The following is a 26,394-nucleotide window of genomic DNA, read 5'->3' as shown; positions in this document are numbered from 1 at the left end:
TAGCTAGGAGATCATTCGACGTAGTCAGAAATTTTAGGAACGAAGTATAAGTGCAACTACACCTCTGTCTTCGCCCAAGAGCAGGGCTCGCCAATCGGCGAGTTTTCTTTACACTTTAAGAAAATATAAATTTCTAGCAGGAAGACCATTCGACGTAGTCGGAAATTTTAAGAACAAAGTATAAGTGCAACTACACCTCTGTCTTCGACCAAGAGCAGGGCTCGCCAATCGGCGAGTTTTCTTTAAAAAATCTTGCTCGGTCATTCATGTATGTGATTCTTATACTAGTCTGTAAACTCTAGCTTCATAAGGCTGCAACAATACATTTTGAATATCCGTATTTTCTGTATCATGGTTGCTCATTAATAGCTCGGCTGATGTATATGCTATATTGGCAGGCAAGATAAAGCATGCCTCTTGATCAGAAATATTTGTAAGGATGAGTATCGTTTCATTTTTCCATGTTCTTGTATAGGCATAAATTTGTGTGTCTTCCTCTAGTAGCACATCATAGGCGCCATATATAAGGGCTGGATTGTTTTTGCGCAATTGAATCAGGTTTTTGTAATAATGATAAATGGATGCGGGATTCTCAAGTGCACTTTGTACATTAATTTCCTGATAATTTGGGTTTACCTTGAGCCATGGAGTTCCTGTAGTGAATCCGCCATTTGGCTCAGCGTTCCATTGCATTGGTGTTCTGGAATTATCACGCCCGCGCTTCCAAATAATTTCCATTACTTCATCATGAGTTTTTCCGTTTTCTAATTCAAATTTATATAAGTTTTTGATTGCAACATCATTATAATCTTCGATTGAATGAAATTGGACATTTGTCATGCCAATTTCCTGTCCCTGATAAATAAAAGGTGTTCCTTGCATCAAGAAATACATCGTTGCAAGAGCTTTGGATGATTGGTCCCAATACGCTGTATCATTTCCCCATGTGGAAACAGAGCGAGGCTGGTCGTGATTTTCAAGGAATAACGCGTTCCAGCCGATACCTTCAAGCCCTTTTTGCCATGTGGTAAACGTTTTCTTTAACGCTGGAAGATTGATTGTATTTTCGATACTTCTGCCCCATAGCTCTAAATGCTCAAATTGGAATACCATATTAAATTTTCCATGCTCTTCTCCTACCCATAGGTGGGCATCCGCCGGTGTGACGCCATTGGCTTCACCAACAGTCATAATATCATATTTATCAAATGTTTCTTGCTTTAGCTCTTCTAAAAATACATGAATACCTTCACGATTCATATGACCGTCTAAGGAAGGCACATAGCGCTGCTTCTCTGGATTTGGCAGGTCAGGGAATCCTGGTACCTTTTTAATATGGGAAATGGCATCGATACGGAAGCCGTCAATTCCTTTATCAAGCCACCAATTGACCATTGCATACAAGTCTTGGCGAACTTTAGGGTTTTCCCAATTTAAATCGGGCTGCCTTGTTGCGAAAATATGCATATAGTACTGCGCTGTTTGTTCATCGTACTCCCAAGCGGAACCGCTGAAAATACTTTCCCAGTTATTGGGCTCCGTGCCATCCTCTTTCGGATCTGCCCAGATGTAATAGTCCCGTTTTGGGTTATCCTTGCTAGAACGAGATTCGACAAACCATGGGTGATCGGCTGAGGTATGATTGATAACAAGATCCATAATAATCTTCATTCCTCGTTGATGAGCTTCTTCCAATAGCTGATCAAAATCCTTCATAGTTCCAAACTCATCCATGATATCTTGATAATCTGAAATATCGTATCCATTATCTTCATTTGGAGATTTATAGATTGGACAAATCCAAATCACATCAATTCCCAAGTCCTGCAGATAATCTAATTTAGAAATGATTCCTTGCAGATCACCAATTCCGTCTCCGTTGCTATCCATAAAGCTGCGCGGGTAAATCTGATAAGCTACTGCTTCTTTCCACCATTTTTTTTGCATAAAAAATGTCCTCCCTCTCTATATACCACACAGATTATCATATTTACGAAATGGATGGCAACCGTTTGCGCTAAAAATATTTTTTTTCTAAATAAGATACTTGTGTGTTTTTTGTATAGTGAAAATTTTTTCTACAAAAAGAAGGGGAAATAAGTATCAGTAAACGTTGGTACGCAGCAAGTATTTAAGTTCCTTTCCAGCGTTTTTGTATTTTGATAGGATTCAAAATTATGGAATAAAAAAATAGATATAGGGTTGATTTATGATACGACTTTTATTACAATACATCCATGCAACCGTTTGCCTTTGGGAAGGACTGTTGTTTTATGGTTTCTTGTAAAGAATGTTTTAGGAGATTTCTAAAGTTGGGGGTTAGTAGAAAATGAAACTTGCTTCGTTTGATTTCTGGCAGAAATTTGGAAAGGCTTTAATTGTAGTAGTAGCAGTGATGCCAGCTGCCGGGTTGATGGTTTCAATTGGTAAGTTAATTGGTATGATGGGTGGCGACATGGCTATTGTGGAATCGATTGCACATGTGGTCGAGGACATTGGTTGGGGTTTAATTGGAAACTTGCATATCTTATTTGCTGTTGCAATTGGGGGATCTTGGGCAAAGGAACGTGCAGGCGGTGCGTTTGCCGGGTTGATTGCTTTTATCCTCATCAATCGTATTACAGGAGCTATTTTTTCGGTGAACAATGAGATGTTAGCAAATCCTGATGCAACAGTTACCTCTTTGTTTGGAACTGAATTAGTAGTAAAGGATTATTTCACATCTGTCCTTGGAGCGCCAGCATTAAATATGGGGGTATTCGTAGGAATTATTTCCGGTTTCTTAGGAGCAAGCTTATTCAATAAGTATTATAACTTTGATAAGTTACCGCAGTCTCTTTCTTTCTTTAACGGTAAGCGCTTTGTACCGTTTGTTGTAATTGGCGGCTCTGTTGTAGCAGCTCTCTTATTATCTATCGTATGGCCATTTATTCAAGGGATTTTAAATGATTTTGGGAACTGGATTGCATCATCCCGCAGTTCGGCACCATTTATTGCTCCGTTTATTTATGGTACGCTAGAGCGTCTATTATTGCCGTTTGGTTTGCATCATATGTTAACGATTCCAATGAACTACACAGACCTAGGCGGCACATATAAAATTTTAACTGGGTCTAATGCAGGAAGCATCGTATCGGGGCAAGACCCATTATGGCTTGCTTGGGTTGCGGATTTAAATAACTTGCTTGCAGCAGGGGATACAGAGGGCTACAAACAATTATTGCATGATGTGACACCAGCACGTTTTAAAGTAGGACAAATGATTCTTTCAACTGTAGCGCTGCCGGCGATTGCGTTAGCGATGTATCTAAATGTTGATAAGGAAAAGCGGTCGAAATATAAATCAATGTTTCTTTCTGCGGGATTGGCAGTATTCTTAACAGGTGTAACAGAGCCGATTGAGTTTATGTTTATGTTTGTCGCTCCTGTTTTATATATTGTGTATGCAATTATGACAGGGCTTGCATTTGCAGTTGTCGATTTGATTCATATTCGTATTCACTCCTTTGGATTTATTGAGCTGCTAACACGTACACCAATGAGCATTAAGGCCGGCTTATGGTTGGATTTGGTTAACTTTTTAATTGCTTGTGCAGTATTCTTTGCGTTAAACTTTTTTGTAGCAAACTTCCTCATTAAGAAATTCAACTATGCAACTCCTGGCCGTGCAGGAAACTATATCGAGGAAGAGACAAGTGCAGCAACACAAGGCAGCCAAGCTGAGAATACTGGGGATGATTCCCTTGCTGCCACAATTATTGGTTTGCTTGGCGGAAAAGAAAATATTGAAGATGTAGATGCTTGTATGACTCGTTTACGTGTAACTGTAAAAAATATTGATAGCGTTGCCGCCGAGCAGCAGTGGAAGCAAAACGGTGCACTGGGGCTTATCTTGAAGGATAAGGGGGTACAGGCCATCTACGGACCGAAGGCGGATGTATTAAAATCTGACATTCAAGACCGATTAGGAGCGTAAAGAATGAAATTATTAACATTAAACTGCCATGCATGGCGGGAAGAGAATCAGCTTGGAAAAATTGACACTCTCGCGAAGGCTATTCAAGAAAACGCTTATGATGTGATTGCGTTACAGGAAGTAAGCCAGCCTACTGATGGACAGGTGGTACGAGAAAATGTCAAAAGCGGCAATTATATTATTGTTTTACTGGAAGCACTGCAAAGGCTTGGTGTTACTGATTACGAGTATGTATGGGATCTTTCTCACTTTAGCTATGGGGCATATGAAGAAGGGCTTGCGATTCTCTCAAAGCATCCAATCGAAGGAAAGCATTCGTTTTTCGTTTCACAAAGTCAAGATATTATGAAGTGGAAAACAAGAAAGATTGTTGGTGCAAGCATACGTTATAAGGAGGAGCTGGTTTCCTTCTACTCCTGTCATCTTGGCTGGTGGCATGATGAGGAAGAACCATTTGTGCATCAAGCAAAATCTCTCCTTGAGCATGTGCAGGGGGAAGAGCGATTTTTCCTGATGGGTGATTTTAATAATCATGCCGACTTGAAGGGTGAGGGATATGAATATCTTATACAGCATGGCTTGTACGATATTTATAGCCTTGCGAAGGAAAAGGATAGCGGTGTAACGGTGCAAGGAAAGATTGCCGGCTGGGATCAAAATAAGCAAGATTTGCGAATTGATTTGATTTTGACGAATCAGCCGTGCCAAGTAGCCTATTCACAAGTGATTTTTAACGATGTAAATCGATCGGTCGTCTCTGATCATTTTGGGGTAGAGGCTTTGGTGGATGAAGAATAATGTTTGTTATAAAGAAAACTCGCTATTTGGCGTAGCCCCACTTACACTGTATTCCTAAAATTTCTGGCTACGTCGAATCACTTTTAGTTGGAAATTTATACTTTCCTATAGTGTAAAACAGGCTGTGGAGCAAGTTGCTCTACAGCCTGTTTTGCTTATTGCTTTAACGGTAATTCTACTATAGCCTCTGTTCCTGCACCAAGCTGGCTATCTATGCGGATGAATCCTTCAAAATGGTCGATAAGTTCCTTTACCATATACAGGCCTATTCCCAAACCGCTTTTATGAGGATTGAATTTCCCGTATTTTTTAAATAATGCCCTTGTTTGTTCTTCAGTCATTCCTATCCCATGATCCTTCACTTTCATGACAATTTTATCATGAGCAGCTAAAACGGAAAGTGTAACGATGGATTGTTCATAACTATATTTAATGGCATTGCTTAAGAGATTTGATAAAATTAGTTTTAAACCAATCTTATTCGTATACATCTTTTCGTTACCTTGCAAGTCGAGCGTATGTTGAAGCTCTAGATTTTGCGTACGTGCTTTAATGGTCATAAATTCAATGACGTCTCGAATCACAGGTAATGGCTCAACAAGTTCTTTCTTCCAAAGCAAATCATTGGACAGCATCTGTTCTGTATGAATAATATGATTCATTTCATTATCAATTACATCGACATAGTCTCTTATATCTTTAATTTTATTGAGGTTCTCTTCGATGGAATTCAATCCTTGCTCTAATATGATAGAACAATATGCTTTGATTACAGTAAGAGGATTTCTCACCTCGTGGGATACAACATGTACAAAATCTAGTTTTTGCTTATATAAATCCATTTCCGATTGCATTTTAGTTTGGACAGAAAGCGAAGGGAAAATCACTGTTTTTTTTGTATTTCTATACAAGTAAGACCGAGTAAGTTCTTTGTCTGTCATGAAATATTCGTGACTGCGCATTAAATCCATTTGAAGAGGAACAGTTAGCGTATGAGCGTCATAAGCACAAACAGAAACGAGTCCTGCATCTTTTACACAACAATCTGCCCGATCTTCAAATTCTTTAAGAATGGAAGCTATATTATCTTGTTCTTTCCAATCAACATGTGCCCATGTACGGATAGAGATGCCTTTCTTGAAAAAAGGCTCTAATATTTGCTCAAAATGATTTACAATGCTCTCCACATCAAAATTTCCATGCATCTGATAAAAATCAAGGTTATCTGTGTAATGTACCATGGCTAGCTTTTCCTCGGGAAGGATGTTTTCCAGTTTTTGATTAATAAGTAGTAATAGTTCCCGATTATCTACCACCAATAGATGATGTTCTTGCTCGAGACCGCTAACTATATACGACACTGCATTGTTTACATAACATTCTGTATCTTCATAAACATATAGTATATGACCACCATTTGATAGCTCTATTATTTCATTTAATTTTACAAAATCATATTTCATTTGTATCTCCTGTAGAAGAAATATAAAATGTATACATTTTTGACTATTCAATTAAATTATACTTAAAATACATCGACTTTTAAAGGAATAATCTTTTCCACTTTCGCGTTCATCCAAGCTGGTATGAAAAATTACTAAGGTGATTGATAAAAAATCAGTCTTAGGTCTTATGAACTTGAGCTATGAACTGTTGTATAATAAAAATATAGCAAAACAAAATATAATTAAAAAGGAGTTCAGCTCAAATGGAACATAAGGGACTTAAGATCCTTGTTCATGCTAGCACATGGTTTGCACCGGTGTTAGTTCCTATTATCGTATATTTTCTTAGCTCAAATCGAGAAGTAAAAAGCTTATCGCTGCAGGCAGTAATTTTTCACCTTGTTATGGGTGTCTTGATTTCCATTTCAATATTCTTTTCTTGGATTTTGATTGGCATACCATTTCTTATCGTGTTTGGACTGATGGCATTGATTGCTCCGATTATGGGCATTATCCGTGCGCTGGATGACCGTCCATTCCGCTATCCGATTATTGGTGCATTGTTTGCCTAATAATTAATAGAAAGAAACGGGTGTCTCCACGCTGAGACACCCGTTTTGCTTTTGTATTACATATTTAAGAATGTATAAATTTCTAGCTAGAAGCCAACTCGACGTAGCGAGAAATTTTAGGGATAAAGTATAAGTAGGGCTACGTCTCTGTCTTTGCCAGGGAGCAGGGCTTGCCAGTCGGCGAGTTTTCTTTACTGTCCCCATTTTTCATGAAAGATAAGCTTCTCTAATGCCCGCCTTTTCTCCCAGTTCGCTGTTTCTAAAATAGGAGCTGTCGGATATGTGTCCGTGTATCCAATAGAAACTAAAGCTATTGGATCAATATGAGGAGGAATTTCTAAAATGTCTCGAATATCCGACTTTTTATAAAAGCTCACCCAGCCCATCGCCAACCCTTCAGCACAAGCGGCTAACCACATATTTTGAATAGCACAGGCGGTTGACATGATGTCAGTTTCAGGAATCGAATTACGACCTAGTACGTGCGAGCCTCCCCGGGAAGGATCGCATGTAACGCAGATTGTTAAAGGCGCCTCTTTCATGCCCTCAATTTTGAGATTAAGGAATTTTGCGGCCCGCTCATCTTGTTCATAATGGATCGCAAGTGCCCGTCTTTCTTTATCTGCGGCCCAAGCTAAGCGATTTTTCAGTTCATCCGATTGGATTAAAATAAAATTCCAAGGCTGCATAAATCCAACCGAAGGTGCATGATGCGCAGCTTCTAATATACGTGCCACTGCTTCCTGCGGCACCGCGTCAGGGAGAAAACTTCTAATATCTCTTCTCTTTTCTATTACTTTATAAATCGCATCTTTTTCTTCATGAGTAAACAAAGCTTCAACACCACCTAGTCTTATTTGTATTTGTACGGAAAGGTATAAGTTTCTTAATAGCAGCTGATATGCTCTTCTTGCGTGAAAGGAGTATGTAATACAAAAAACCTTAACCATTGAAGCTAAGGTTTTCAAATAAGCATATTGACAGAATATGGGGAGATTCTATCAATATACGTATGAAATCCTTTCCTTCCCACCGAAGAAATTGGAACTAGTATATAAAAGCAGGTCTCCTGGCTTCGTAACTACCCGATTGTCTTTCTTTCCGGGCAATGCTATTTCACACTGTGGGAAGGTATAAATTTCTAGCTAGAAGTGAATGCGACGTAGCCAGAAGTTTTAGGAATACAGTGTAAGTAGAGCTGCGCCTCTGTCTTCGCCCAGGGAGCAGGGCTTGCCAATTGGCGAGTTTTCTTTAACGTTTACAGTAGCGGGGGCTGCGTTGGATTTTCACCAACTTCCCTATTATCTCGTAACAGATTCTGTCTTGAGCACTTTTATATTTTTATTCGTTTCATTCATTATAAACTATGGTTACATATGGTTCGCAAGCTAATTGTTACATATCATCAACAATGATTTTTAGCATATAATCTTCACGGTTTGTGCAGTGAATCCTTACAAGAATAATGAAAGGGAAGATAAGCAAACTAGCGTTATTTCCTTGCATATTTTGGATGTTACATATACAATTAATTCATTAGATTAATTATCCTTTTTAGAACAGTTTTTATTAGAATGGTTCAAATATGAACAAGGAAGAGAGGGAGCATATGAATGAAAATAACCCACAATTAGAACAAACCATTCAAGTGTTGCGATCTTTTTGGAGGATTCAACGAAACTTTGGACGATGGGGGCAGGCGAGCATCAAAAACAGTAACTTGAGTATGCCGCAGTTTTTGATTTTACAAGCAATGTTCCCTGCACAAGTGATTTCGCAAAAGAGTTTGGGCGAACGGTTGCTATTTCCGAAAAGTACGCTGAGCACAAGTGTCGATGGCTTGGTAACGCTAGGATTTCTAAAGCGCAGCATCCCGGAAGAAAATCGTCGAGAGGTAGAGCTTGAATTAACTGAGGCTGGCAGAGAGCAAGTACTGCTTATGCATAATGAGCCAAATGGAGTATATCAAAAAATGATGGGTGTCCTGTCGCAATTATCAGAGGAATCCATCCACACATTATTAGAACTCCACCAGCAATTGTATGAATTGATGATAGATACAGAAACGACAGAGAACGGAGAGGATGCTCGTTGTTAAAACTATTTCGTCAGTTACGGCCATTTGCTGGGATGATTGCGGGAGTGCTGGTGCTTGTCTTCATCCAGTCCATGTCTGATCTCTATTTGCCAACATTAATGTCAGATATTATTGATACCGGTGTTGTAAAAGGAGATACGAACTATATTTTGCGAATCGGCGCTCTTATGCTGCTCATTGCGGCGATTGGGGCAGCTTGTTCAGTGGTTGCCAGCTATTTTTCATCGAAGGCTGCAATGGGATTTGGTAAACAGCTGCGCAAACGGGTTTTTTCACGTGTTGAGGCATTTTCACTTCAGGAATTTGACAAGATAGGAACAGCTTCCCTTATTACCCGAACAACGAATGATATTACGCAAGTACAGCAAGTGCTTGTGATGCTCATGCGGATGGTGCTTAGCGCCCCGATTATGTTTGTTGGCGGGGTGATCATGGCAGTGACAAAGGATGCAAAGCTATCACTTGTAATTGTAGCAATTATCCCAATTTTGGCTTTGACGATTTTCCTTGTTATGTCCAAAGGGCTTCCGCTTTTTAAAGTCATGCAAACAAAACTCGATACGCTTAATTTAATTCTTCGCGAGGGCTTAATGGGAGTTCGGGTTGTACGCGCCTTTAATCGCGATCCGTATGAACAAAAGCGGTTTGAAACAGCAAACTATGATTTCATGAGCGTTTCTATTCGGGTGAATAAAATTATGGCATATATGATGCCGGCAATGATGCTGATTTTCAATTTAACGACAGTCGCCATTCTTTGGTTTGGCGGACTTCGCGTTGATACAGGCAGTATGCAAGTTGGTGACTTAATGGCGTTTATGCAATATGTGACTCAAATTATGTTTGCACTCATTATGGCTTCGATGATGTTTATTATGGTGCCGCGGGCTGCCGCATCAGCAGCCCGCATCAACGAAGTACTTGATATGGAGCCGAGCATTGTTGATGCAGACGTTACAGCAACAGCGGATGAAAACTGCGGTGATCTCGAATTTGACCGAGTCACCTTCCGTTACCCTGGTGCGCAAATGCCTGCGTTATCGGAGATTTCATTTCGAGCAAAGCCTGGTCAAGTAACAGCTATTATCGGCGGGACAGGTGCCGGCAAGTCCACGCTCGTAAACCTAATTCCTCGCTTTTATGATATTGATGCGGGAGAAATTCGTATAGGCGGTGTGAATATCCAGAAAATGAAGCAGACGGAGTTGCGATCTAAAATCGGTTTTGTCCCGCAAAAAGCAGTGCTATTTTCAGGAACCATCCGTGAAAATATTCGCTATGGCAAGGAGGATGCAACAGACGAGGAGATTATACATGCTGCTCAAATTGCACAGGCCGCAGGTTTTATTGAACAAATGGAGGAGGGCTATGAATCCATTATTGCGCAAGGTGGAACAAACCTCTCAGGCGGTCAAAAGCAGCGCTTGTCAATTGCGCGGGCGCTTGTTCGTAAGCCGGAGCTATACATTTTTGATGATAGCTTTTCAGCGCTTGATTTTAAAACTGATGCGAAGCTGCGCAGTGCTTTAAAGATAGAAACAGTTGATAGGGCAGTATTAATCGTTGCTCAACGTGTTAGCACCGTACTGCATGCTGATCAAATCATTGTGTTGGATGAAGGAAAAGTAGAAGATATTGGTACACATGAACAATTGCTTGAGCGATGTGGGGTATATCGCGAAATCGTTGCATCACAATTGTCAGAGGAGGAAAGTGCATGAGTACGTCAGACAAACATCCGCGTCCTGGCGGTCATCCGGGCGGCTTTAGGCCAGGCTTTGGTCCCGGCGGCAATATGATGGTGCAAGGTGCTAAAATCAAAGATTTTAAGGGCACATTTCGCCGTTTGCTCACGTATTTGCAGCCGCGTCGGCTGCATTTAATGGCTGTGTTCCTCACGGCGATTCTCAGCACGATTTTTTTAATTGTCGGTCCGAAGCTGATGGGAAAGGTCACGACAAAATTATTTGAAGGCGCCATGATGAAATGGAAAGGGCTTCCTGGTGCAGCCATTGATTTTACCTATATTAAAAATATTCTGCTTCTATTGGTCGGGCTGTATATTATCAGTGCATTGTTTAGCTACCTGCAGCAGTATATTATGTCCGATGTTTCGCAAAAGGTTGTGTATGATTTACGGACGGAGGTCAGTGAGAAGCTATCAAGGCTGCCGCTGAAATACTATGATGAACATTCTCATGGTGATACGCTGAGCCGGGTAACAAATGATATTGATACAATCGGTAGCACACTTCAACAAAGTATTACACAATTTATCACCTCGATTGTTACAATTATTGGAATTATTATTATGATGTTAACCATTAGTCCGGTGCTTACTTTAATCAGTGTCGTGTCCATTGCGCTCTCGATTTTCGTTTTAAAACCAATTATGCTGCGTTCGCAGAAGTATTTTGCCAATCAGCAAAAGTCACTGGGACAATTGAATGGGCATATTGAAGAGATGTATACCGGACATCAAATTATTAAAGCATTTGGACATGAGGAAAAGGCAAAAGAAACATTTGATGAAGTTAATGAAAAGCTATACGATGCCGGCTGGCGTGCCCAATTTATCTCTGGCATCATTATGCCGCTGATGATGTTTGTCAGCAATCTTGGCTATGTATTCATCTGTATTGTCGGCGGGATTTATGTGACCAAGGGCTTTATTGCAATTGGTGATATTCAAGCGTTTATTCAATACTCCAGGCAGTTTTCGCAGCCGATTACCCAAACAGCAAATATTGCTAATATTATTCAATCAACTATTGCTGCAGCAGAGCGCGTTTTTGAATTGCTGGATGAACAAGAGGAAGTAAAAGAAGCAACGAATCTAACAAATCTGCCGACAGTGAAGGGGCATGTAGTATTTGAGCATGTGGACTTTGGCTATAAAGAGGATGCGTTGCTCATTCAAGATATGAATCTGGATGTAAAGCCAGGACAAATCGTAGCAATTGTTGGCCCAACTGGTGCTGGCAAAACGACACTCATCAATTTGCTCATGCGTTTTTATGAACTAAAGGGCGGTGCGATTACAATTGACGGGGTGGACACGCGCAAGCTATCACGAGAAAATTTGCGGGCAATGTTTGGAATGGTACTGCAGGATACATGGCTGTTTAACGGTACTATTCGAGAGAATATTGCATATGGCAGATTGGATGCAACAGATGAGGAGATACGGGAGGCAGCAAAAGCGGCGTATGCCGATCATTTCATTCGAACGCTGCCTAATGGCTACGATACCGTGCTTAATGAAGATGCATCTAATATTTCGCAAGGGCAGCGACAATTGCTCACAATCGCCCGTGCTATTTTGGCAGACCCTGCGATTATGATTTTAGATGAGGCAACGAGCAGCGTTGATACGCGAACAGAAGTGCATATACAAAAAGCGATGACCAGACTCATGCAAGGGCGCACGAGTTTTGTTATTGCGCATCGTCTCTCCACGATTAAGGATGCGGATTTAATTTTGGTAATGAATCAAGGGACAGTTATTGAGCAAGGAACGCATTATGAATTGCTGCAGCAAAATGGATTTTATGCTGACTTGTACAACAGTCAGTTTGGTGAAGAAGAGCCTGCTATGTAAGAAATAAGGGACTGATGCAGAGGATATAGGATATATATCTTTTGACGTCAGTCTTTTTGTCTTTGTCAAATAGGATTGAAAGTATCAAAAGTAGAGCTTTTCCAGAGAGACTAGGTTTTCTATTTGAACGACAAATAAGACAAGCAGAATGGCTGTGTGACTATGACGTTGATCATATCGTTTATGGGATGCTGGAAATAAAATGGAAGTCAATTAACTAAACAAGAAACTCAGATAAAAGGACTAATGGCTACACAAGGTCCTTTTTCTTCTTGTTGAATTCCTAATCATCATTTTTTAAAACTATTTTTCAAAAACCTATTCACCTTGACGTTACGTCAAGGTATATAGTGTTTATATCAGGAGGTGAGAAGATGGAATACACAGTGCAAAGATTGAGCCAAATGGCAGGTGTGAGTACGAGGACGCTGCGATATTACGATGAAATTGGAATTCTAAGGCCGGCAAGAATCAATTCGTCAGGGTATCGGATTTATGGGCAAAAGGAGGTTGATCGACTTCAGCAAATTCTGTTTTATCGGGAGCTAGGGGTAAGCTTAGAAAATATTAAGAAGATTACTACCTCCCCATCCTTTGATAGCACTCTTGCGCTGAAAGAACATCGGGAGCAGCTTCTGGTAAAACGAGAACAGTTAGATCGATTAATTGCGAATGTGGATAAAACAATAGCTGCAGCGGAAGGGAGTATAACAATGACAGATAAAGAAAAGTTTGAAGGCTTTAAGCAAAAGTTGATTGATGATAATGAAAAGAAATATGGGAAAGAGATTCGAGCAAAGTATGGGGATGAGCAAGTCGATAAATCTAACCAAAAGGTAAAAGGGATGACAGAGGAGCAGTATGCGGAAGTAGAAAAACTGGCCGCTGATGTTCTAGCTACATTAGCCGAGGCATTCGCAACAGGTGATCCTGCGGGAGAATTAGCCCAAAAAACCGCACATTTACATCGGCAATGGCTCTGCTATTATTGGGATAGCTATACGAAAGAAGCACATGCAGGCCTTGCGCAAATGTATGTAGACGATGAGAGGTTTACAGCGTACTACGATAAAAACCAACCAGGAACAGCTCTATTTTTGCGGGATGCGATTCATATTTATACAGGATTGAAAAAATAATGAGTAAGAGCGATTGGCGAAAGCCGGTCGCTTTTTTTCATTGTAGGAAAGTATAAATTTCCAACTAGAAGTGAATTCGACGTAGTCGGAAGTTTTAGGAATACAGTATAAATAGGGCTACGCCTCTGTCTTCGCCCGGGGAGCAGGGATCGCTAGTCGGCGAGTTTTTTTTACAAGATAAGTATAACTTTTCGGGGTGATGTCTAGCTCCCAAGGCCCAAAATGGCAGGCCTTGTCCGTTTTTCTTATGCTTTAAAATTTGTAAACGTTATCTTTACTTAATGTTATAAAATATTCACATTTTTGAAACATAAAACCGGATTTCCGTGCTTATTTTATAACTAAGTAAGATTATACCGTGTGAGGAGATGGTCCCTTGGCAAAAAAACAATGCATTGCCATGTTATTGGCAGGTGGCAGAGGCTCTCGTTTGAAAACATTAACACAAGACATTGCTAAACCAGCTGTACCATTTGGCGGGAAATATAGAATCATTGATTTTGCCTTAAGCAACTGCAAAAACTCAAACATTAACACAGTGGGAATCCTCACTCAATATCAACCTCATGTACTGCAAAACTATATAGGAAATGGATACCATTGGGATTTAGACAGAAAGGACGGTGGCGTGTCCATTTTACCTCCCTTTCAATGTCAGGATCGAGCACGATGGTATGAAGGAACGGCAAATGCTGTGTTTCACAACCGAAAATATATTGAAGAACAAAACCCGGAGCATATCTTAATTATTTCAGGCGACCACATTTACAAAATGGATTACAATGAGATGCTGGAGCAGCATATCCACACAAATGCGGATGTTACCATTTCAGTTGTGAATGTTCCGTGGAGTGAGGCGAACCGTTTTGGGATTGTAACAAGTGATAAGAGTGGCAGGATTATAGAATTTGAAGAAAAACCAGTCCATCCAAAGTCTAATCAAGCATCGATGGGAATCTATATTTTCAAACGTGAGGCTTTACAAATGTTTTTGGAGCAAGATAGTTACTTAGATACACCGGCAGACTTTGGGAAGGACATTATTCCCGCTATGATCAAAGGATCTATGCATGTATTTGCATTTCAGTTCAAAGGCTATTGGCGGGACGTAGGTACGATTGATAGCTATTGGCAATCCAACATGGATTTATTATCAGAAGAAAAGAACATTTTTTTATGTAATACGAATTGGAACGTCTATACGAAGGAGCAAAACCATTCCCCCTTCTTTTTAAGTGAAACAGGGAGCATTATGCGTTCATTAATTAGTGAAGGATGTAACATTGCTGGGAGAGTAGAGCATTCCGTTCTTTCTTGCGGAGTGAAGATTGGGAAGCATGCTGTTATAAAGGATTGCGTGATTCTTCCGAATACAGTGATAGGAGATCGTGTATATATTGAGGGAGCTGTTATTGGAAGCAATGTCACGATTGAGGAGGGAACTGTCATGAAGCCTCATTCCTCGAAACAAAAGATTGCACTTATAGATAATAGACGATTATCTCCTGAAGAAAGCTATAAGAAACAAGCAAACATTATTTGATAAGACCGTGGATTCTTTTATCGTAATTTGAAAGAAGTTCCCTTTTTCCAGGAAAGCGAAGGGCGGAGCCTAGCTAGTAGAGAAGGGGAATTTCATTCAGGCATAGCCTGAAAAGTTTAACTGAGAAAGGTTAATTTCTCATTCCGATGATTGAAAATGCATATTGAGACAAGTTATTCTCAAATAATAAAAACCCTTTCCCATATATAGGAGAGGGTGTTGAGGCCCCATTAGGGACTGTTCGAATACTGTTAATGTGTAGGGTGGAGATGGTTGTACGAGTATGGCAATGGATTGATCTCTCTCTCATATATGATATTCGAGGCAGCATGATATGGTATAGGTATATGTGAATGTATCCTTAATTGGGCTATCATCCTGTCCTGCTGCTTTATGATAGCTGATTGTTCTGAACAAATGAAATATAAGGTGAACTTTATGTGTTGGTATAGCACTAGTTAGTACTTCAATGTTTCGTTTGGGTCGATTTAAACATCGGGATACATGTGCAAACAAACAAAAACATTACAAATGCAAGTATACCTGCTCATTTTATACTAACAGTTTATGCAGAGGCCCATTGGTTGGAGGAAAATACAATTGGATAGGAAAACCCCTTATCCATTTGATATACTTGCAGTAAGATTATGTTGTGCATATTCATCGGTATAACGAGTATAGGAGTCAATCATGAAGGAAGAGTTGTATGATGCTTTACTGAACATTAAAACAACGGGAGATCAAAAGGGATTCAATCAATCTCTACATTATCATCGCTATGAAGCAACGCCATACTTTGCATTAGAACTATTATGTAAAACATACGAGTTCAAAAGCAGCGATCGTATCGTGGATTTTGGTTGTGGAAAAGGCCGTTTAAATTTCTATATAAATCATGTTTTTGATGCAACTGCTGTCGGAATCGAAATGAACGATGGTTTCTACCGGGAGGCAATGGAGAATCGGAATCGCTATCTAAAGAAGAAGAAACATAGCAAAGATAAAATTTATTTCCACTGTTGTCTGGCTGAGGAGTATGAAATTCATCCAATGGACAATCGGTTTTATTTTTTTAATCCATTTTCTACTCAAATCTTTATAAAGGTTATTAATCGGATATTGCGCTCAGTCGAAACATCACAGCGAGAGGTAGAATTGATTTTATATTACACATCAGAGGATTATATCTATTTCTTAGAAAACAATACCTCCTTTGAGCTGAAGGCAGAAATTAGATTGCCGGATGCATATGAACATAATCCGAATGAGAGGTTTTTAATATATCGGTTAGCATACTGAACGGGGTTCATTCTTATTGAGACTAACCAGACAACAATGGGATTACAATGAAATATCTACAAAAAACACCATCCTTTTCAATAATTCTGCGAAAAGGATGGTGTTTTTGTCGTTTGAGGAATATGATGTTTCCTCGGGTGCTGGGTGATAGGGAGGAGAATGCCTCTATTTTTACACTGTAAGAAAATATAAATTTCCAGCTGGAAGTCAATTCGACGTAGTCGGAAATGTTAGGAATACAGTATAAGTAGGGCTACGCCTCTGTCTTCGCCCAAGGTCAAGGCTCACCAATCGGCGAGTTTTCTTTATTTTATAAGAAATCAACTTGTTTTTTCGCCTTGGGACCCAGCAAATTCCTGATTTAGATTGCTATGCTTTCTTGAATATGATACATACAAGATAGTTCCTGCCGCAATCCAAATTACAAAGCAAATCCATGTGATAGCAGGCAAGCTCAGTGATAAATAGATACATAAAAGTGCGCTAACAACTGGCAGGACAGGAACAAAAGGCACTCTGAATGCTGCTTTTAACTCTGGCTGTTTCTTTCGCAAGACAATAACAGCGATAGAAATGAGGGTGAAAGCAGCCAATGTTCCCATGTTTACAAGATGGGCAAGAGTTGTTAAGTCAACAAATCCAGCAATTCCTGCCGCAATAAATCCTGTAAGCCATGTATTTTTAAAAGGCGTTTGGAATTTTGGGTGTACCTTCGCAAATACCTTTGGTAATAAACCGTCTCGGCTCATTGCGTAGGTTAAACGGATTTGAGAATACAATAGCGCTAGCAAGACAGTCGTGATCCCTATAATAGCACCAACTGAAATAATACCAGCTATGCTATTTTGGCCGACAAAGTTAAGAGCAAACGAAACAGGGTCTCCGACATTCAGCTTTGTATATGGAACCATACCTGTGAGCACAAGTGAAACTACAACATACAAGAATGTACAAATAGCTAAAGAAGCTACAATTCCGATTGGCATATTCCGTTGCGGGCGTTTCACTTCTTCTGATGCATTAGCAATTACATCAAAGCCGATGTAAGCAAAGAAAACAGTGGCCGCACTTGTAACGACTCCCTCTAAACCAAATGGCATAAATGGTGTCCAGTTTTCCGGCTTTACATATTTAATCCCTGTAAAAATAAATAATAAAACGATGCCGATTTTAAGGAGAACAATCACGTTATTAAAGCGTGTGCTTTCTTTTACGCCTTTACTTACAAGAGCTGTGATTAATAAAATAATAATCATAGCAGGCAGGTTGACCACTCCGCCTTGATCGCTCCCTGGTGCAGAGGCAAGGATAGTAGGAACATGAAGATTAAATCCGGCAATCAACGATTGAAAATAAGCGGACCAGCCTGTTGCAACAGCAGCAAGCGCAATAATATATTCGAGCATTAAATCCCAACCAATTAAAAAGGCGATAAGTTCTCCCATTGTAGCATACGTATACGTGTATACACTCCCAGATACTGGTATAGAAGATGAGAATTCAGCATAACAAAATGCAGCAAGCGCGCAGGCGATACCTGCGAGAATAAACGAAAGAATAATAGCTGGACCTGCACTTTTGGCAGCAATTACACCGGTGATAACGAAAATACCAGTTCCAACGATACAGCCGACTCCAAGAAGTATTAAATCGAGCAGGCTAAGCGCACGTTTTAGCTCTTTGTTGTGGCTTTGAGCTATTAAATCGGCAATAGACTTCTTTCTAAAGATTTTGTCCATTTAGTTGTCCTCCTATTTCAAAAAATAAATTTCCAAAAATATCTATATAAATCAATTTCACAATAAATAAGCATAGCCATAAAAATGTTAAATGACTCTAAATTGGTACAGTCTATTATAAGATGACTCTCATCGGTATTGAGCAGGCTTTTTAACTCCATTCACTTTTATTTCTTAGCAGACCATTTATGAAATTGACTGATATAAGTTTAATTAAAGTATATACCTTATCTCTTCGTATAAACCATGGGCTTTTCTAAGTGCAGGTTCAGATCGAGGTACAGAATAGTATATAAAAATCAAAATTAACTTATATGAAGAAATCTTCTGACTTTTTTTAAGTTAATTGTATGCCGCACTTATTATAGCACGGGTGAATTGATTAAAAAAGAAAAAAAGTTCGCGAATTGAATACAAAAACAAGTTCTTACAATGATTGCTTATGTAAACGATTAAATAAATACGCGTTATGCGTATATCTGAATGCTGCAACTTGTCTGCAAACGTATCAGACAGTTAGAATCAATCGAAAGCTTGAAAAAAAGTATTTTAGACAGTTTGTTTTTAAATTCGACAAATTACGACTTATGTTTCTTAATTTTAATACAAAATGGGAAGATGTTCTATAAGAAAATGAATTTTGAAGCGAGATTACAGCGAAGTACAGTATACAACAATGCAGCTACTTTAAAAAAGTACATTGAGGAACGTATTCGTGAGGTGGAAGAAGATATACTATCCATCCATAGAACAGCTAAGCAACAAGAAGGGATGGAGTTCTTACGCTCTTAGCTTGAAAAGTTACAATTGCGAATGGCAAAAGAGGAAGGGGATACAAAGGCTAACAAGGAAATATTATTTAATTAACAATAGAGTATTGATAATTTTTAGGGGGAATTTGCTTTGAAGATTAATGCTTTGAAGATTAAAAAGAGAAAAGCACCCATCCGAGTGCTTTCCTTATTAATTCTATTTATTAAACAAACTTCTTACCCCTTTGTAAATTAAAACAAGTGAGAAGATTATAACAGTTAATATGCCAAGGGTATCAGTAACAATTGAAACGCTTTCAAGAAATGAGTTAGCTAAAGGAACTTTAATAAGTGCAAAGCCAGAAAGAATCGTAGCAAGGAATAAAAAAATCCGATTATCCATGGGTTTTTCCTCCTTCCTAGGTGATTGATAAATTATATGTCCTTAGTATTACAAGTATGTCAGTTTTGTAAATTGAGAGCATACCTGTAAAAGTGAGAATTTATTTGAGGAAAAGGTAGGGGAATAATTAGAGTTATTAACTGGTATAAATAGGGTCACTAGCTCTTCAATGTCTTTAAATCATTTAGATGGAAGGTAATAAAACCGCATGGAAAGTATTGTTTTTCTACCCCACCAAATGCAAATGGATTGAAAAAGAGGGATATATAGGAGGATAGGCGAAACTTATGTATGGAGAAAGATGCATTTATAGTTTGCTAATGAGAGGAAGTAAATCATGCTTAATATCGGAATAGTGGGAACAGGTTGGTTCAGTGGTGTACATGCGAAAATTCTATGTAGGATGGAAGGAGTACGTATTGAGGCGATTTGTGGTACAAATCAGGCGAAGGCCGAGGCGTATGCCGCACAATTTGATCATGCAAAAGGATACGGGAATGTTGTTGAGATGCTGGATGGAGAAAAACTGGATGCAGTTTATATTTGTGTGCCTCCATTCGCTCATGGAGAAATTGAAGTACAGTTAATTGATAGAAGGATTCCGTTTCTAGTTGAAAAGCCTCTTAGCGTAGACCTAGAAACGCCACAATACATATTGTCTAGGATACAAGAGCAAGCAGTGATTACATCTGTCGGCTATCACTTCCGCTATCGTGATTCCGTAAGAATGTTAAAACAGGAATTGCAGGAAAGCACCCTCGGCATGGTAACAGGCAGCTGGATGGACTCTATGCCAACGGTTGGTTGGTGGCGCAATCAAGCAACGTCAGGCGGACAGTTTATCGAACAGACAACCCATTTGGTCGATCTCCTGCGATATACTGCGGGAGAAGTAGAGGAAGTGTATGCAGTGTATGGTAATCGTTCAATCGGCCAGATGTATGACCATGTAACCGTTCCTGATGTGGGGACAGTGACGCTTAAAATGAAAAATGGTGTAGTAGCCAATCTCTCTAATACATGTGTCCTTCCAAATGGCGATTGTAAAGTAGGCTTAGACTTTTATCATAACAAAGGCATATTACATATTGACCGTAATGGACTAGAGAAAAGTGCAGAAGGCGTGAGAACGATATGGACGGATACGGTTGATCCGTATGTGAAGGAAAATGAAGCCTTTATCCATGCAGTACAAACGGGAGATGCTTCACGGATTCTGTCTGATTACAGAGATGCATTCCGTACTCAGGAGGTTACGGTTGCCGCTTTACAGTCAGCTCAAACTGGAAAGCCTGTTACGATTAATGAATAGATAAATAATATGAAGCGAGAATAAATACTGTTCCGAATCAAAAGGGGCTTCTTCTAGGGATTATTTTACTGAGGAAGCCCTATTATTTTACACTTTAAGAAAGTATAAATTTCTAGCTGGAAGACAATTCGACGTAGTGAAAAATTTTGGGAACAAAGTAAGTATAAGTGCAACTACGCCTCTGTCTTCGCTCAAGAGCGGGGCTTGCCAATCGGCGAGTGTTCTTTATGGATGTTCTTGAACCGCTGAGATTCTAGGAAATTACGGATTGTACATAATTAAAAACTTGAATTCAAAAATTTTTGTTTAGCTATTGAAAATATAACTTCTTTATGTTTATAATAGGTATAGAACAAATGTTCTGTATCAAAGGGACATAATGAGATATGTCAATTCAACAAGAAAATGAGTCTCTCGTGAGAGGCTACAAGCAGCAGCTCTTATCTAAAATCCCTTGTGTATTGCCAATCTTTTAGGATTGCATTCTGATGTAAGCAGAAAATGTGCAAAGTAGGGGGAGAGGCCGTGGTAGAAAACAATGAAACAAACAGCATCATGGTAGAAGCAGATGAGAGTAAGCTTGTAGCTAAGGTATAGACTGAGTCTGAGCATCTGAAACAATGGTGGAAAGCTTTTAGCTAGATGAAAATAAGCAATAGTAGTAAAAAAAATAATTTTAAAGAGGTGTTTGCAATGATTTTAGGAATGCATCCGTACTTAGTACTCAATGGAAATGGACAAGAAGCTATTAGATTTTATGAAAATGCGCTTGATGCCAAAGTGCTTAATGTACAAAAGTTTGGGGATATGCCGGAGAATCCAGAAGCACCTACTCCTGATGCTGTAAAAGAACTGGTTTTAAATGCTCATTTGAAGGTCGGGGACACTGATTTGATGCTTTCTGATACATTCCCAGGTCAAGAGCATTCCATTGGCACGAATGTAACGATAGCGCTTATGCCGAATGACATTGAAAAAACAAAAGAAGTATTTGAAAAATTGCAAGATGGCGGCCAAGTCAAATTACCGCTGCAACCAACATTCTGGAGTCCATTATACGGACAGGTAGTTGATAAGTTTGGTGTGTTCTGGCAAGTCTCAACAGCTGCTCCTAATAACTAATAGTGAAGTGTGTCGAAACACTAATTCTACAAATCATAGGGGGAACTATGCCTGACATCAAAACTTTTCTTATGTTTGACGGTAAAGCCGAAGAAGCGATGAATTTGTATACCTCTGTATTTGATAATTCAGAGATTATTAGGATTGTTCGCTATGGAGCAAATGAGGCTGGTGCTGAAGGAACTGTGCTGCAAGCCGTATTCTCAATCAATGGACAGGAGTTTATGTGCATGGATAGCAGCATAAAGCATGATTTTACCTTTACTCCTTCCATGTCATTGTATGTTACGCTTGAAAGGGAAGAGGAAGTTGATCATGTTTTTGAGAGGTTATCTCAAGGTGGAGCGGTCTTGATGCCATTGGCAGCTTATCCGTTTAGTAAAAAGTTTGGCTGGTTAACCGATCCATACGGTGTTTCCTGGCAGCTTAATGTTGCGGGTAGATAGTAACAGATACTTCCATGAGAGAACATACATAGCAAAAGGAACCGTCATTCGGTTCCTTTTGTTGTATCAGCTCAATATTACACCATGATTTTGCAAATATCGTTTGTGAATTCCACTGGATCTTGGATTGGCAATCCTTCAATAAGAAGCGCTTGGTTATATAATAGGCTTGTGTATAAAGCCAGCTTCTCTTTATCATTCGCAAACGCATCCTTTAACGATTGGAAGACCTCATGGTTTGGATTGATTTCTAATACCTTATCTGCTTGGACATTTTGGTTGTTCGGCATGGATTTTAGTATTTTTTCCATTTCGATGGTCACTTCGCCCTCGGCAGATAGGCATACAGGGTGTGTTTTCAAGCGCTTGGATATGCGTACATCCTTTACCTTATCTGCTAACATATCTTTCATATAAGCAAAGAGATCTTTATATTCGTCCTGCTGTGCATCTGTGTTCTGCTCAGTTTCATCCGCTTCAATTCCTAAATCACCACTGGATACAGATCTGAATTCTTTTTCTTTATAGGCCATGAGCATCTTGATGGCGAATTCATCGATATCGTCGGTGAAATATAAAATTTCATAGCCTTTCTCAAGCACCAGCTCAGTTTGCGGCAGCTTTTCAATTCGTTCGTAGGATTCTCCGGAAGCATAGTAGATGTACTTTTGATCCTCAGGCATTCTTGATACATACTCATCTAAGGTTACCAGCTTTTTCTCCTTGGAGGAGTAGAACATCAATAGATCCTGCAATACGTCCTTGTTGCTGCCAAAATCGCTATACACGCCAAATTTTAATTGGCGGCCAAAGGCGTTATAAAACTCTTCATACTTCTCGCGTTCCTCTTTCAGTAAGCTTTGCAGCTGATTTTTGATTTTACTTTTAATATTTTTGGCAATCAGCTTTAATTGTCGGTCATGCTGCAGCATCTCCCTTGAAATGTTCAGAGATAAATCCTCTGAGTCAACCATTCCTTTCACAAAGCTAAAATAGTCAGGAAGGAGGTCCGCACTTTTGTTCATAATCAGTACGCCATTGGAATATAGCTCTAATCCCTTTTCATATTCCTTTGTATAATAGTCAAATGGGATTTTCTCCGGGATAAATAAAATGGCATTATATCTTACAGCGCCATCAACACTGATATGGATATGTTTGCTTGGTTTGTCAAAACCGTAATGCTTTTCCGCATAGAATTTCTCGTAATCCTCAGAAGTAAGCTCCTTTTTATTTTTTCTCCAAATCGGAACCATACTATTGATTGTTTGTTCCTCGCGATACTCTTCAAATTCATTGTCGCTGCTTTCTTTAAGTCTTCTTCCAGTTACGTCCATTTTAATTGGATAGCGAATGAAGTCAGAGTATTTTTTGATAATCGACTTTAGTCGATACTCGTCTACATACTCATCATAGTTGTCATCTTCTGTATTTTCTTTCAGTTTTAGAATAATCTCTGTGCCGACGGAATCTTTTTCATATGATTCAATTGTGTATCCATCCGCACCTGTAGATTCCCATTTATATGCTTCGTCGCTGCCTAAAGCCTTGCTGATAACAGTTACAACGTCAGCTACCATAAAAGCGGAATAAAATCCTACCCCAAATTGACCGATGATATCATAGCCATCCTTCAGCTCATTTTCATTTTTAAATGCCAAAGAGCCGCTCTTGGCAATCGTTCCAAGATTATGCTCAAGATCTTCCTTTGTCATTCCGATACCAGTATCAGAGATTTTCAATGTTCGGTTGTCTTTATCCGCAACTACTTTTATGTAGTAACTGTCTTTGTCAAACTGTAAGCTCTCATCAGTAAGTGCTTTGTAATAAATTTTATCGATCGCATCACTGGCATTCGAAATTAATTCTCGTAAAAAAATCTCCTTTTGAGAATAAATGGAGTGAATCATCATGTCTAACAATCTTTTAGATTCTGCTTGAAACTGCTTTTTTTCCATTAAAAGCTCTCCCTTCCATTTACAAATGTATCCATATTGCCAAGCTAGATATTTACTGGTTAGCACTTCGGTGATGTGAGTGCTAATTAATATTTTTATTATCATAGAATACGGGTTTTGTCAATATTATCCCGTGTACGAGGAATCACATCATCATTAAAACAAAGCTGTGCGCTTACAAAAGAAAACACACTTTTTCTAGCTCGAAAAAGAACCTCTGCATACGTAAACAATACTATGTAAAAAGGTCTCTTTTGCAAGTGTGATGGAATTATAAACGAAATCGGCGCAGGAGATCTTTTATACAGTGTATCTGCACATCAACCAGCTTAGAGGGGGATTGTATGAAACGAAGCGGCTTATTCGAAGGGAATTCGAAAGAGAGTATACATCTCAGTATCTACCAGCATGTTATGAACGGTGTATCCCGTACCTTTCCGTTTGTCGTATGTACTGGTGTTTTACTTGTTTTTTCTTATATAGTTCATTTGCTGATAGCGAACTATGCTCATGTACCACCTGCCGGATTTACCGAACAACTCATTTCCATTACAGAGAATGGGAATCAAGCAATGCAGTTTATCATTCCGGTGTTATCAGGCTTTATTGCGATGAGTATCGCAGGTCGATCAGGTTTAATTGTAGGCTTGGTTGGCGGCTTCATCGCACTAATAAGCAATCAAGGCTTTATAGGAAGCGTACTTGCCGGTTTTCTTGCAGGATACACGATTACAGGACTGAGGCAGCTAAGCAGCAAGCTTCCGCAAATTGTAACGACCTTACATCCTGTGCTGCTGTATCCCTTATTTGGGATAATCTTTACATGTCTTATCATGATATATATCACGCGTGGTCCTATACAGGGAATTAATAATGCCCTTATAGGCTGGCTTGAGAACTTAGGAACAGAGCATATCCTGCTGCTGGGATTGCTTCTAGGCGGGATGATGGCAATCGATCTGGGGGGACCCTTTAACAAAATAGCCTTTACCTTTGGTATTACCATGCTTTATAGCGGTAACTATGCCCCGCAGGCAGCCGTTATGGCAGGCGGCATGGTGCCTCCGCTAGGTCTTGCTCTTGCAACAACATTCTTTTCTGCGAAGTTTACCGAGCAAGAGCGAAGGGCAGGGAGAATGTGTTATGTCATGGGAGCGTCATTTATTACAGAAGGTGCTATTCCATTTGCCGTAAAGAATCCAATTTGTATTGTCCCAGCATGCATCATTGGCTCAGCAATCGCAGGCTTGCTAGCAATGTTTTTTCATATTGGCTTGTCAGCTCCTCACGGCGGTATATTCGTTGTCCCCCTTGTAATAGGAAATCCATTTTTATATCTCACAGCCATTCTGGCAGGTTCTTTTGTAACCGCTATCATAATTGGGTTTCTGAAACAAAAGCCAACGATAGAATGAGAGAGTGGATGGAAGATGTCGATCAATATGAGTATCCTTATGCTGAACAAAAAAGATCGCTTGTTTTGCTTATAAGATACGTGCAGTCGTCATCTATCTTTCTTTCTCACTTCTTGCAAAGGAGGAACCATGTGTATCTACAAGGCATCAATTTTGCGCCAGTTGCAGCATGGCTAGGGGAAGCCGGCTTATGGTTATTTGGTGCATGGGACGAAAGCTTAAAGGTTTTATGTGTGCTCGTAATTATTGATTATTTCACAGGCTTTGCCAAAGGAGTTGTATTAGGAAACGTATCGCGCAGGATTGGGTGGAGGGGAATTTTCAAAAAAGCACTTCTATTTATTGCAATTATTGTTAGTCATCTATTTGACAAAATCCTATTTGAAGGTGCAAGTGTGTTAATAGCAAATGATTCTCCTTTTGGTATATTCAATGAATCAGGGATGATTCGAAATATTACCATTTGGTTTTATGCAGCGAACGAAGCCCTTTCCATTATTGAAAACCTGCAACAAAGCGGTGTGAAAATTCCAAAGTTCATTGAAAGAATCCTTAGGGATTTAGAAGAACGCTTGAATGATAAAGGAGAAGAGCGTGATAATTAACGAATATACAAGTTCTGAGATGCTAGTATCTTCAGCAAGCTCGGAGTCATTTTTACTAAAACAAGAAATGTGTATGCCTCATGGATTGCACATGCACTAGCGGATCTTGTAGCAATTGGGTTATTTAAGTACGCTATGTGAGCAGGGAAGGAGCGGCATTACTATCAGTCA

General features: G+C 39.5%; 21 protein-coding genes and 1 riboswitch. Of the genes, 15 read left to right on the top strand and 6 right to left on the bottom strand.

All coding sequences use genetic code 11. The features are described from left to right. Positions 1-279 precede the first annotated feature (279 nt). Positions 280-1,947 (bottom strand): glycoside hydrolase family 13 protein, encoded by a 1,668-nt coding sequence (locus tag EP737_RS17090; RefSeq protein ID WP_129729174.1) that lies wholly within the window; start codon positions 1,945-1,947, stop codon positions 280-282. 382 nt (positions 1,948-2,329) lie between these two features. On the opposite strand from EP737_RS17090, the gene EP737_RS17085 reads away from it, so the two are divergent. Together EP737_RS17085 and EP737_RS17080 are read left to right on the top strand one after the other, a co-directional pair. Next, positions 2,330-3,976: a PTS transporter subunit IIBC gene (locus EP737_RS17085; RefSeq protein WP_129729173.1), complete on the top strand. Its 1,647-nt coding sequence runs from the start codon at positions 2,330-2,332 to the stop codon at positions 3,974-3,976. 3 nt (positions 3,977-3,979) lie between these two features. Continuing rightward, entirely contained in the window at positions 3,980-4,774 is a 795-nt protein-coding gene (locus tag EP737_RS17080) for an endonuclease/exonuclease/phosphatase family protein (RefSeq protein WP_129729172.1), read from the top strand. A 155-nt stretch (positions 4,775-4,929) separates the two neighbouring features. On the opposite strand, the gene EP737_RS17075 is transcribed toward EP737_RS17080, so the two are convergent. Further along, positions 4,930-6,237: an MEDS domain-containing protein gene (locus tag EP737_RS17075; RefSeq protein WP_129729171.1), complete on the bottom strand. Its 1,308-nt coding sequence runs from the start codon at positions 6,235-6,237 to the stop codon at positions 4,930-4,932. A gap of 245 nt (positions 6,238-6,482) precedes the next feature. Here EP737_RS17075 and EP737_RS17070 point away from each other — a divergent pair, with 245 nt between their 5' ends. Next, the gene (locus tag EP737_RS17070) at positions 6,483-6,791 is read left to right on the top strand and encodes a DUF4870 domain-containing protein (protein WP_129729170.1); all 309 of its coding nucleotides are present in this window, start codon (positions 6,483-6,485) and stop codon (positions 6,789-6,791) included. A gap of 191 nt (positions 6,792-6,982) precedes the next feature. Here the strand turns inward: EP737_RS17070 and bluB are convergent, their stop codons facing one another. Then, on the bottom strand, positions 6,983-7,624 hold the full coding sequence (gene bluB, locus EP737_RS17065; protein ID WP_129729169.1) for a 5,6-dimethylbenzimidazole synthase: 642 nt from the start codon (positions 7,622-7,624) through the stop codon (positions 6,983-6,985). A 209-nt stretch (positions 7,625-7,833) separates the two neighbouring features. After that, a riboswitch (cobalamin riboswitch) is annotated at positions 7,834-8,141 on the bottom strand. A 235-nt stretch (positions 8,142-8,376) separates the two neighbouring features. Here bluB and EP737_RS17060 point away from each other — a divergent pair. The 6 genes from EP737_RS17060 (at position 8,377) to EP737_RS17035 (ending at position 16,471) form a co-directional block, all read left to right on the top strand. Then, positions 8,377-8,889: a MarR family winged helix-turn-helix transcriptional regulator gene (locus tag EP737_RS17060; RefSeq protein ID WP_129729168.1), complete on the top strand. Its 513-nt coding sequence runs from the start codon at positions 8,377-8,379 to the stop codon at positions 8,887-8,889. Continuing rightward, entirely contained in the window at positions 8,883-10,610 is a 1,728-nt protein-coding gene (locus EP737_RS17055) for an ABC transporter ATP-binding protein (RefSeq protein WP_205650965.1), read from the top strand. Before EP737_RS17060 ends, EP737_RS17055 begins: the two co-directional genes overlap by 7 nt. Beyond that, positions 10,607-12,490 carry an ABC transporter ATP-binding protein gene (locus EP737_RS17050; protein ID WP_129729167.1) on the top strand — a complete coding sequence of 628 codons (1,884 nt, stop codon included), beginning with the start codon at positions 10,607-10,609 and terminating at the stop codon, positions 12,488-12,490. The genes EP737_RS17055 and EP737_RS17050 overlap by 4 nt, the downstream gene beginning before the upstream one ends. A gap of 374 nt (positions 12,491-12,864) precedes the next feature. Continuing rightward, a complete protein-coding gene (locus EP737_RS17045) occupies positions 12,865-13,629 on the top strand; it encodes a MerR family transcriptional regulator (RefSeq protein WP_129729166.1) in 765 nt (254 codons plus the stop codon). 376 nt (positions 13,630-14,005) lie between these two features. Beyond that, the gene (locus EP737_RS17040; protein ID WP_129729165.1) at positions 14,006-15,172 is read left to right on the top strand and encodes a glucose-1-phosphate adenylyltransferase; all 1,167 of its coding nucleotides are present in this window, start codon (positions 14,006-14,008) and stop codon (positions 15,170-15,172) included. A gap of 690 nt (positions 15,173-15,862) precedes the next feature. Continuing rightward, complete coding sequence (locus tag EP737_RS17035) at positions 15,863-16,471, top strand: class I SAM-dependent methyltransferase (RefSeq protein WP_129729164.1); 609 nt, start codon at positions 15,863-15,865, stop codon at positions 16,469-16,471. A 320-nt stretch (positions 16,472-16,791) separates the two neighbouring features. Here the strand turns inward: EP737_RS17035 and bcaP are convergent, their stop codons facing one another. After that, complete coding sequence (gene bcaP, locus EP737_RS17030) at positions 16,792-18,210, bottom strand: branched-chain amino acid transporter BcaP (RefSeq protein ID WP_129729163.1); 1,419 nt, start codon at positions 18,208-18,210, stop codon at positions 16,792-16,794. A gap of 633 nt (positions 18,211-18,843) precedes the next feature. Here bcaP and EP737_RS26050 point away from each other — a divergent pair. Next, a complete protein-coding gene (locus tag EP737_RS26050; protein WP_205650964.1) occupies positions 18,844-19,002 on the top strand; it encodes a hypothetical protein in 159 nt (52 codons plus the stop codon). A 177-nt stretch (positions 19,003-19,179) separates the two neighbouring features. Here the strand turns inward: EP737_RS26050 and EP737_RS17025 are convergent, their stop codons facing one another. Further along, entirely contained in the window at positions 19,180-19,365 is a 186-nt protein-coding gene (locus EP737_RS17025; RefSeq protein ID WP_129729162.1) for a hypothetical protein, read from the bottom strand. 337 nt (positions 19,366-19,702) lie between these two features. On the opposite strand from EP737_RS17025, the gene EP737_RS17020 reads away from it, so the two are divergent. The 3 genes from EP737_RS17020 (at position 19,703) to EP737_RS17010 (ending at position 22,245) form a co-directional block, all read left to right on the top strand. Beyond that, a complete protein-coding gene (locus tag EP737_RS17020) occupies positions 19,703-20,677 on the top strand; it encodes a Gfo/Idh/MocA family protein (protein WP_342772916.1) in 975 nt (324 codons plus the stop codon). Positions 20,678-21,370: 693 nt separating this feature from the next. Beyond that, positions 21,371-21,799, top strand: coding sequence for a VOC family protein (locus EP737_RS17015; RefSeq protein WP_129729160.1), 429 nt, complete (start codon positions 21,371-21,373; stop codon positions 21,797-21,799). A gap of 47 nt (positions 21,800-21,846) precedes the next feature. Next, positions 21,847-22,245 carry a VOC family protein gene (locus tag EP737_RS17010; RefSeq protein WP_129729159.1) on the top strand — a complete coding sequence of 133 codons (399 nt, stop codon included), beginning with the start codon at positions 21,847-21,849 and terminating at the stop codon, positions 22,243-22,245. 77 nt (positions 22,246-22,322) lie between these two features. Here EP737_RS17010 and htpG read toward each other — a convergent pair whose 3' ends face one another. Beyond that, entirely contained in the window at positions 22,323-24,203 is a 1,881-nt protein-coding gene (gene htpG / locus EP737_RS17005; protein ID WP_129729158.1) for a molecular chaperone HtpG, read from the bottom strand. Positions 24,204-24,547: 344 nt separating this feature from the next. On the opposite strand from htpG, the gene EP737_RS17000 reads away from it, so the two are divergent. Both EP737_RS17000 and EP737_RS16995 read left to right on the top strand, forming a co-directional pair. Further along, positions 24,548-25,618, top strand: a complete 1,071-nt coding sequence (locus EP737_RS17000; protein ID WP_129729157.1) for a PTS fructose transporter subunit IIC — start codon at positions 24,548-24,550, stop codon at positions 25,616-25,618. Further along, positions 25,615-26,223, top strand: coding sequence for a phage holin family protein (locus EP737_RS16995; RefSeq protein WP_129729156.1), 609 nt, complete (start codon positions 25,615-25,617; stop codon positions 26,221-26,223). Before EP737_RS17000 ends, EP737_RS16995 begins: the two co-directional genes overlap by 4 nt. The last annotated feature ends 171 nt before the right edge of the window (positions 26,224-26,394 follow it).

Source organism: Ectobacillus funiculus (assembly GCF_004138295.1).
GTDB lineage: Bacteria > Bacillota > Bacilli > Bacillales > Bacillaceae_G > Ectobacillus > Ectobacillus funiculus.
The sequence above is the reverse complement of the archived record's forward strand: the minus strand, read 5'-3'. Positions and strand labels throughout refer to the sequence as shown.

Bases quoted from the DNA above. Each gene is read 5' to 3' on its own strand.
- EP737_RS26050 (WP_205650964.1), top strand. From the start codon at position 18,844: ATGAATTTTGAAGCGAGATTACAGCGAAGTACAGTATACAACAATGCA.
- EP737_RS17010 (WP_129729159.1), top strand. From the start codon at position 21,847: ATGCCTGACATCAAAACTTTTCTTATGTTTGACGGTAAAGCCGAAGAA.
- EP737_RS17075 (WP_129729171.1), bottom strand. From the start codon at position 6,237: ATGAAATATGATTTTGTAAAATTAAATGAAATAATAGAGCTATCAAAT.
- EP737_RS17045 (WP_129729166.1), top strand. From the start codon at position 12,865: ATGGAATACACAGTGCAAAGATTGAGCCAAATGGCAGGTGTGAGTACG.
- EP737_RS17035 (WP_129729164.1), top strand. From the start codon at position 15,863: ATGAAGGAAGAGTTGTATGATGCTTTACTGAACATTAAAACAACGGGA.
- EP737_RS17060 (WP_129729168.1), top strand. From the start codon at position 8,377: ATGAACAAGGAAGAGAGGGAGCATATGAATGAAAATAACCCACAATTA.
- EP737_RS17085 (WP_129729173.1), top strand. From the start codon at position 2,330: ATGAAACTTGCTTCGTTTGATTTCTGGCAGAAATTTGGAAAGGCTTTA.
- EP737_RS17025 (WP_129729162.1), bottom strand. From the start codon at position 19,365: ATGGATAATCGGATTTTTTTATTCCTTGCTACGATTCTTTCTGGCTTT.
- EP737_RS17080 (WP_129729172.1), top strand. From the start codon at position 3,980: ATGAAATTATTAACATTAAACTGCCATGCATGGCGGGAAGAGAATCAG.
- EP737_RS17020 (WP_342772916.1), top strand. From the start codon at position 19,703: ATGCTTAATATCGGAATAGTGGGAACAGGTTGGTTCAGTGGTGTACAT.
- EP737_RS17090 (WP_129729174.1), bottom strand. From the start codon at position 1,947: ATGCAAAAAAAATGGTGGAAAGAAGCAGTAGCTTATCAGATTTACCCG.
- EP737_RS17000 (WP_129729157.1), top strand. From the start codon at position 24,548: ATGAAACGAAGCGGCTTATTCGAAGGGAATTCGAAAGAGAGTATACAT.
- EP737_RS16995 (WP_129729156.1), top strand. From the start codon at position 25,615: ATGAGAGAGTGGATGGAAGATGTCGATCAATATGAGTATCCTTATGCT.
- bcaP (WP_129729163.1), bottom strand. From the start codon at position 18,210: ATGGACAAAATCTTTAGAAAGAAGTCTATTGCCGATTTAATAGCTCAA.
- htpG (WP_129729158.1), bottom strand. From the start codon at position 24,203: ATGGAAAAAAAGCAGTTTCAAGCAGAATCTAAAAGATTGTTAGACATG.
- EP737_RS17015 (WP_129729160.1), top strand. From the start codon at position 21,371: ATGATTTTAGGAATGCATCCGTACTTAGTACTCAATGGAAATGGACAA.
- EP737_RS17070 (WP_129729170.1), top strand. From the start codon at position 6,483: ATGGAACATAAGGGACTTAAGATCCTTGTTCATGCTAGCACATGGTTT.
- EP737_RS17050 (WP_129729167.1), top strand. From the start codon at position 10,607: ATGAGTACGTCAGACAAACATCCGCGTCCTGGCGGTCATCCGGGCGGC.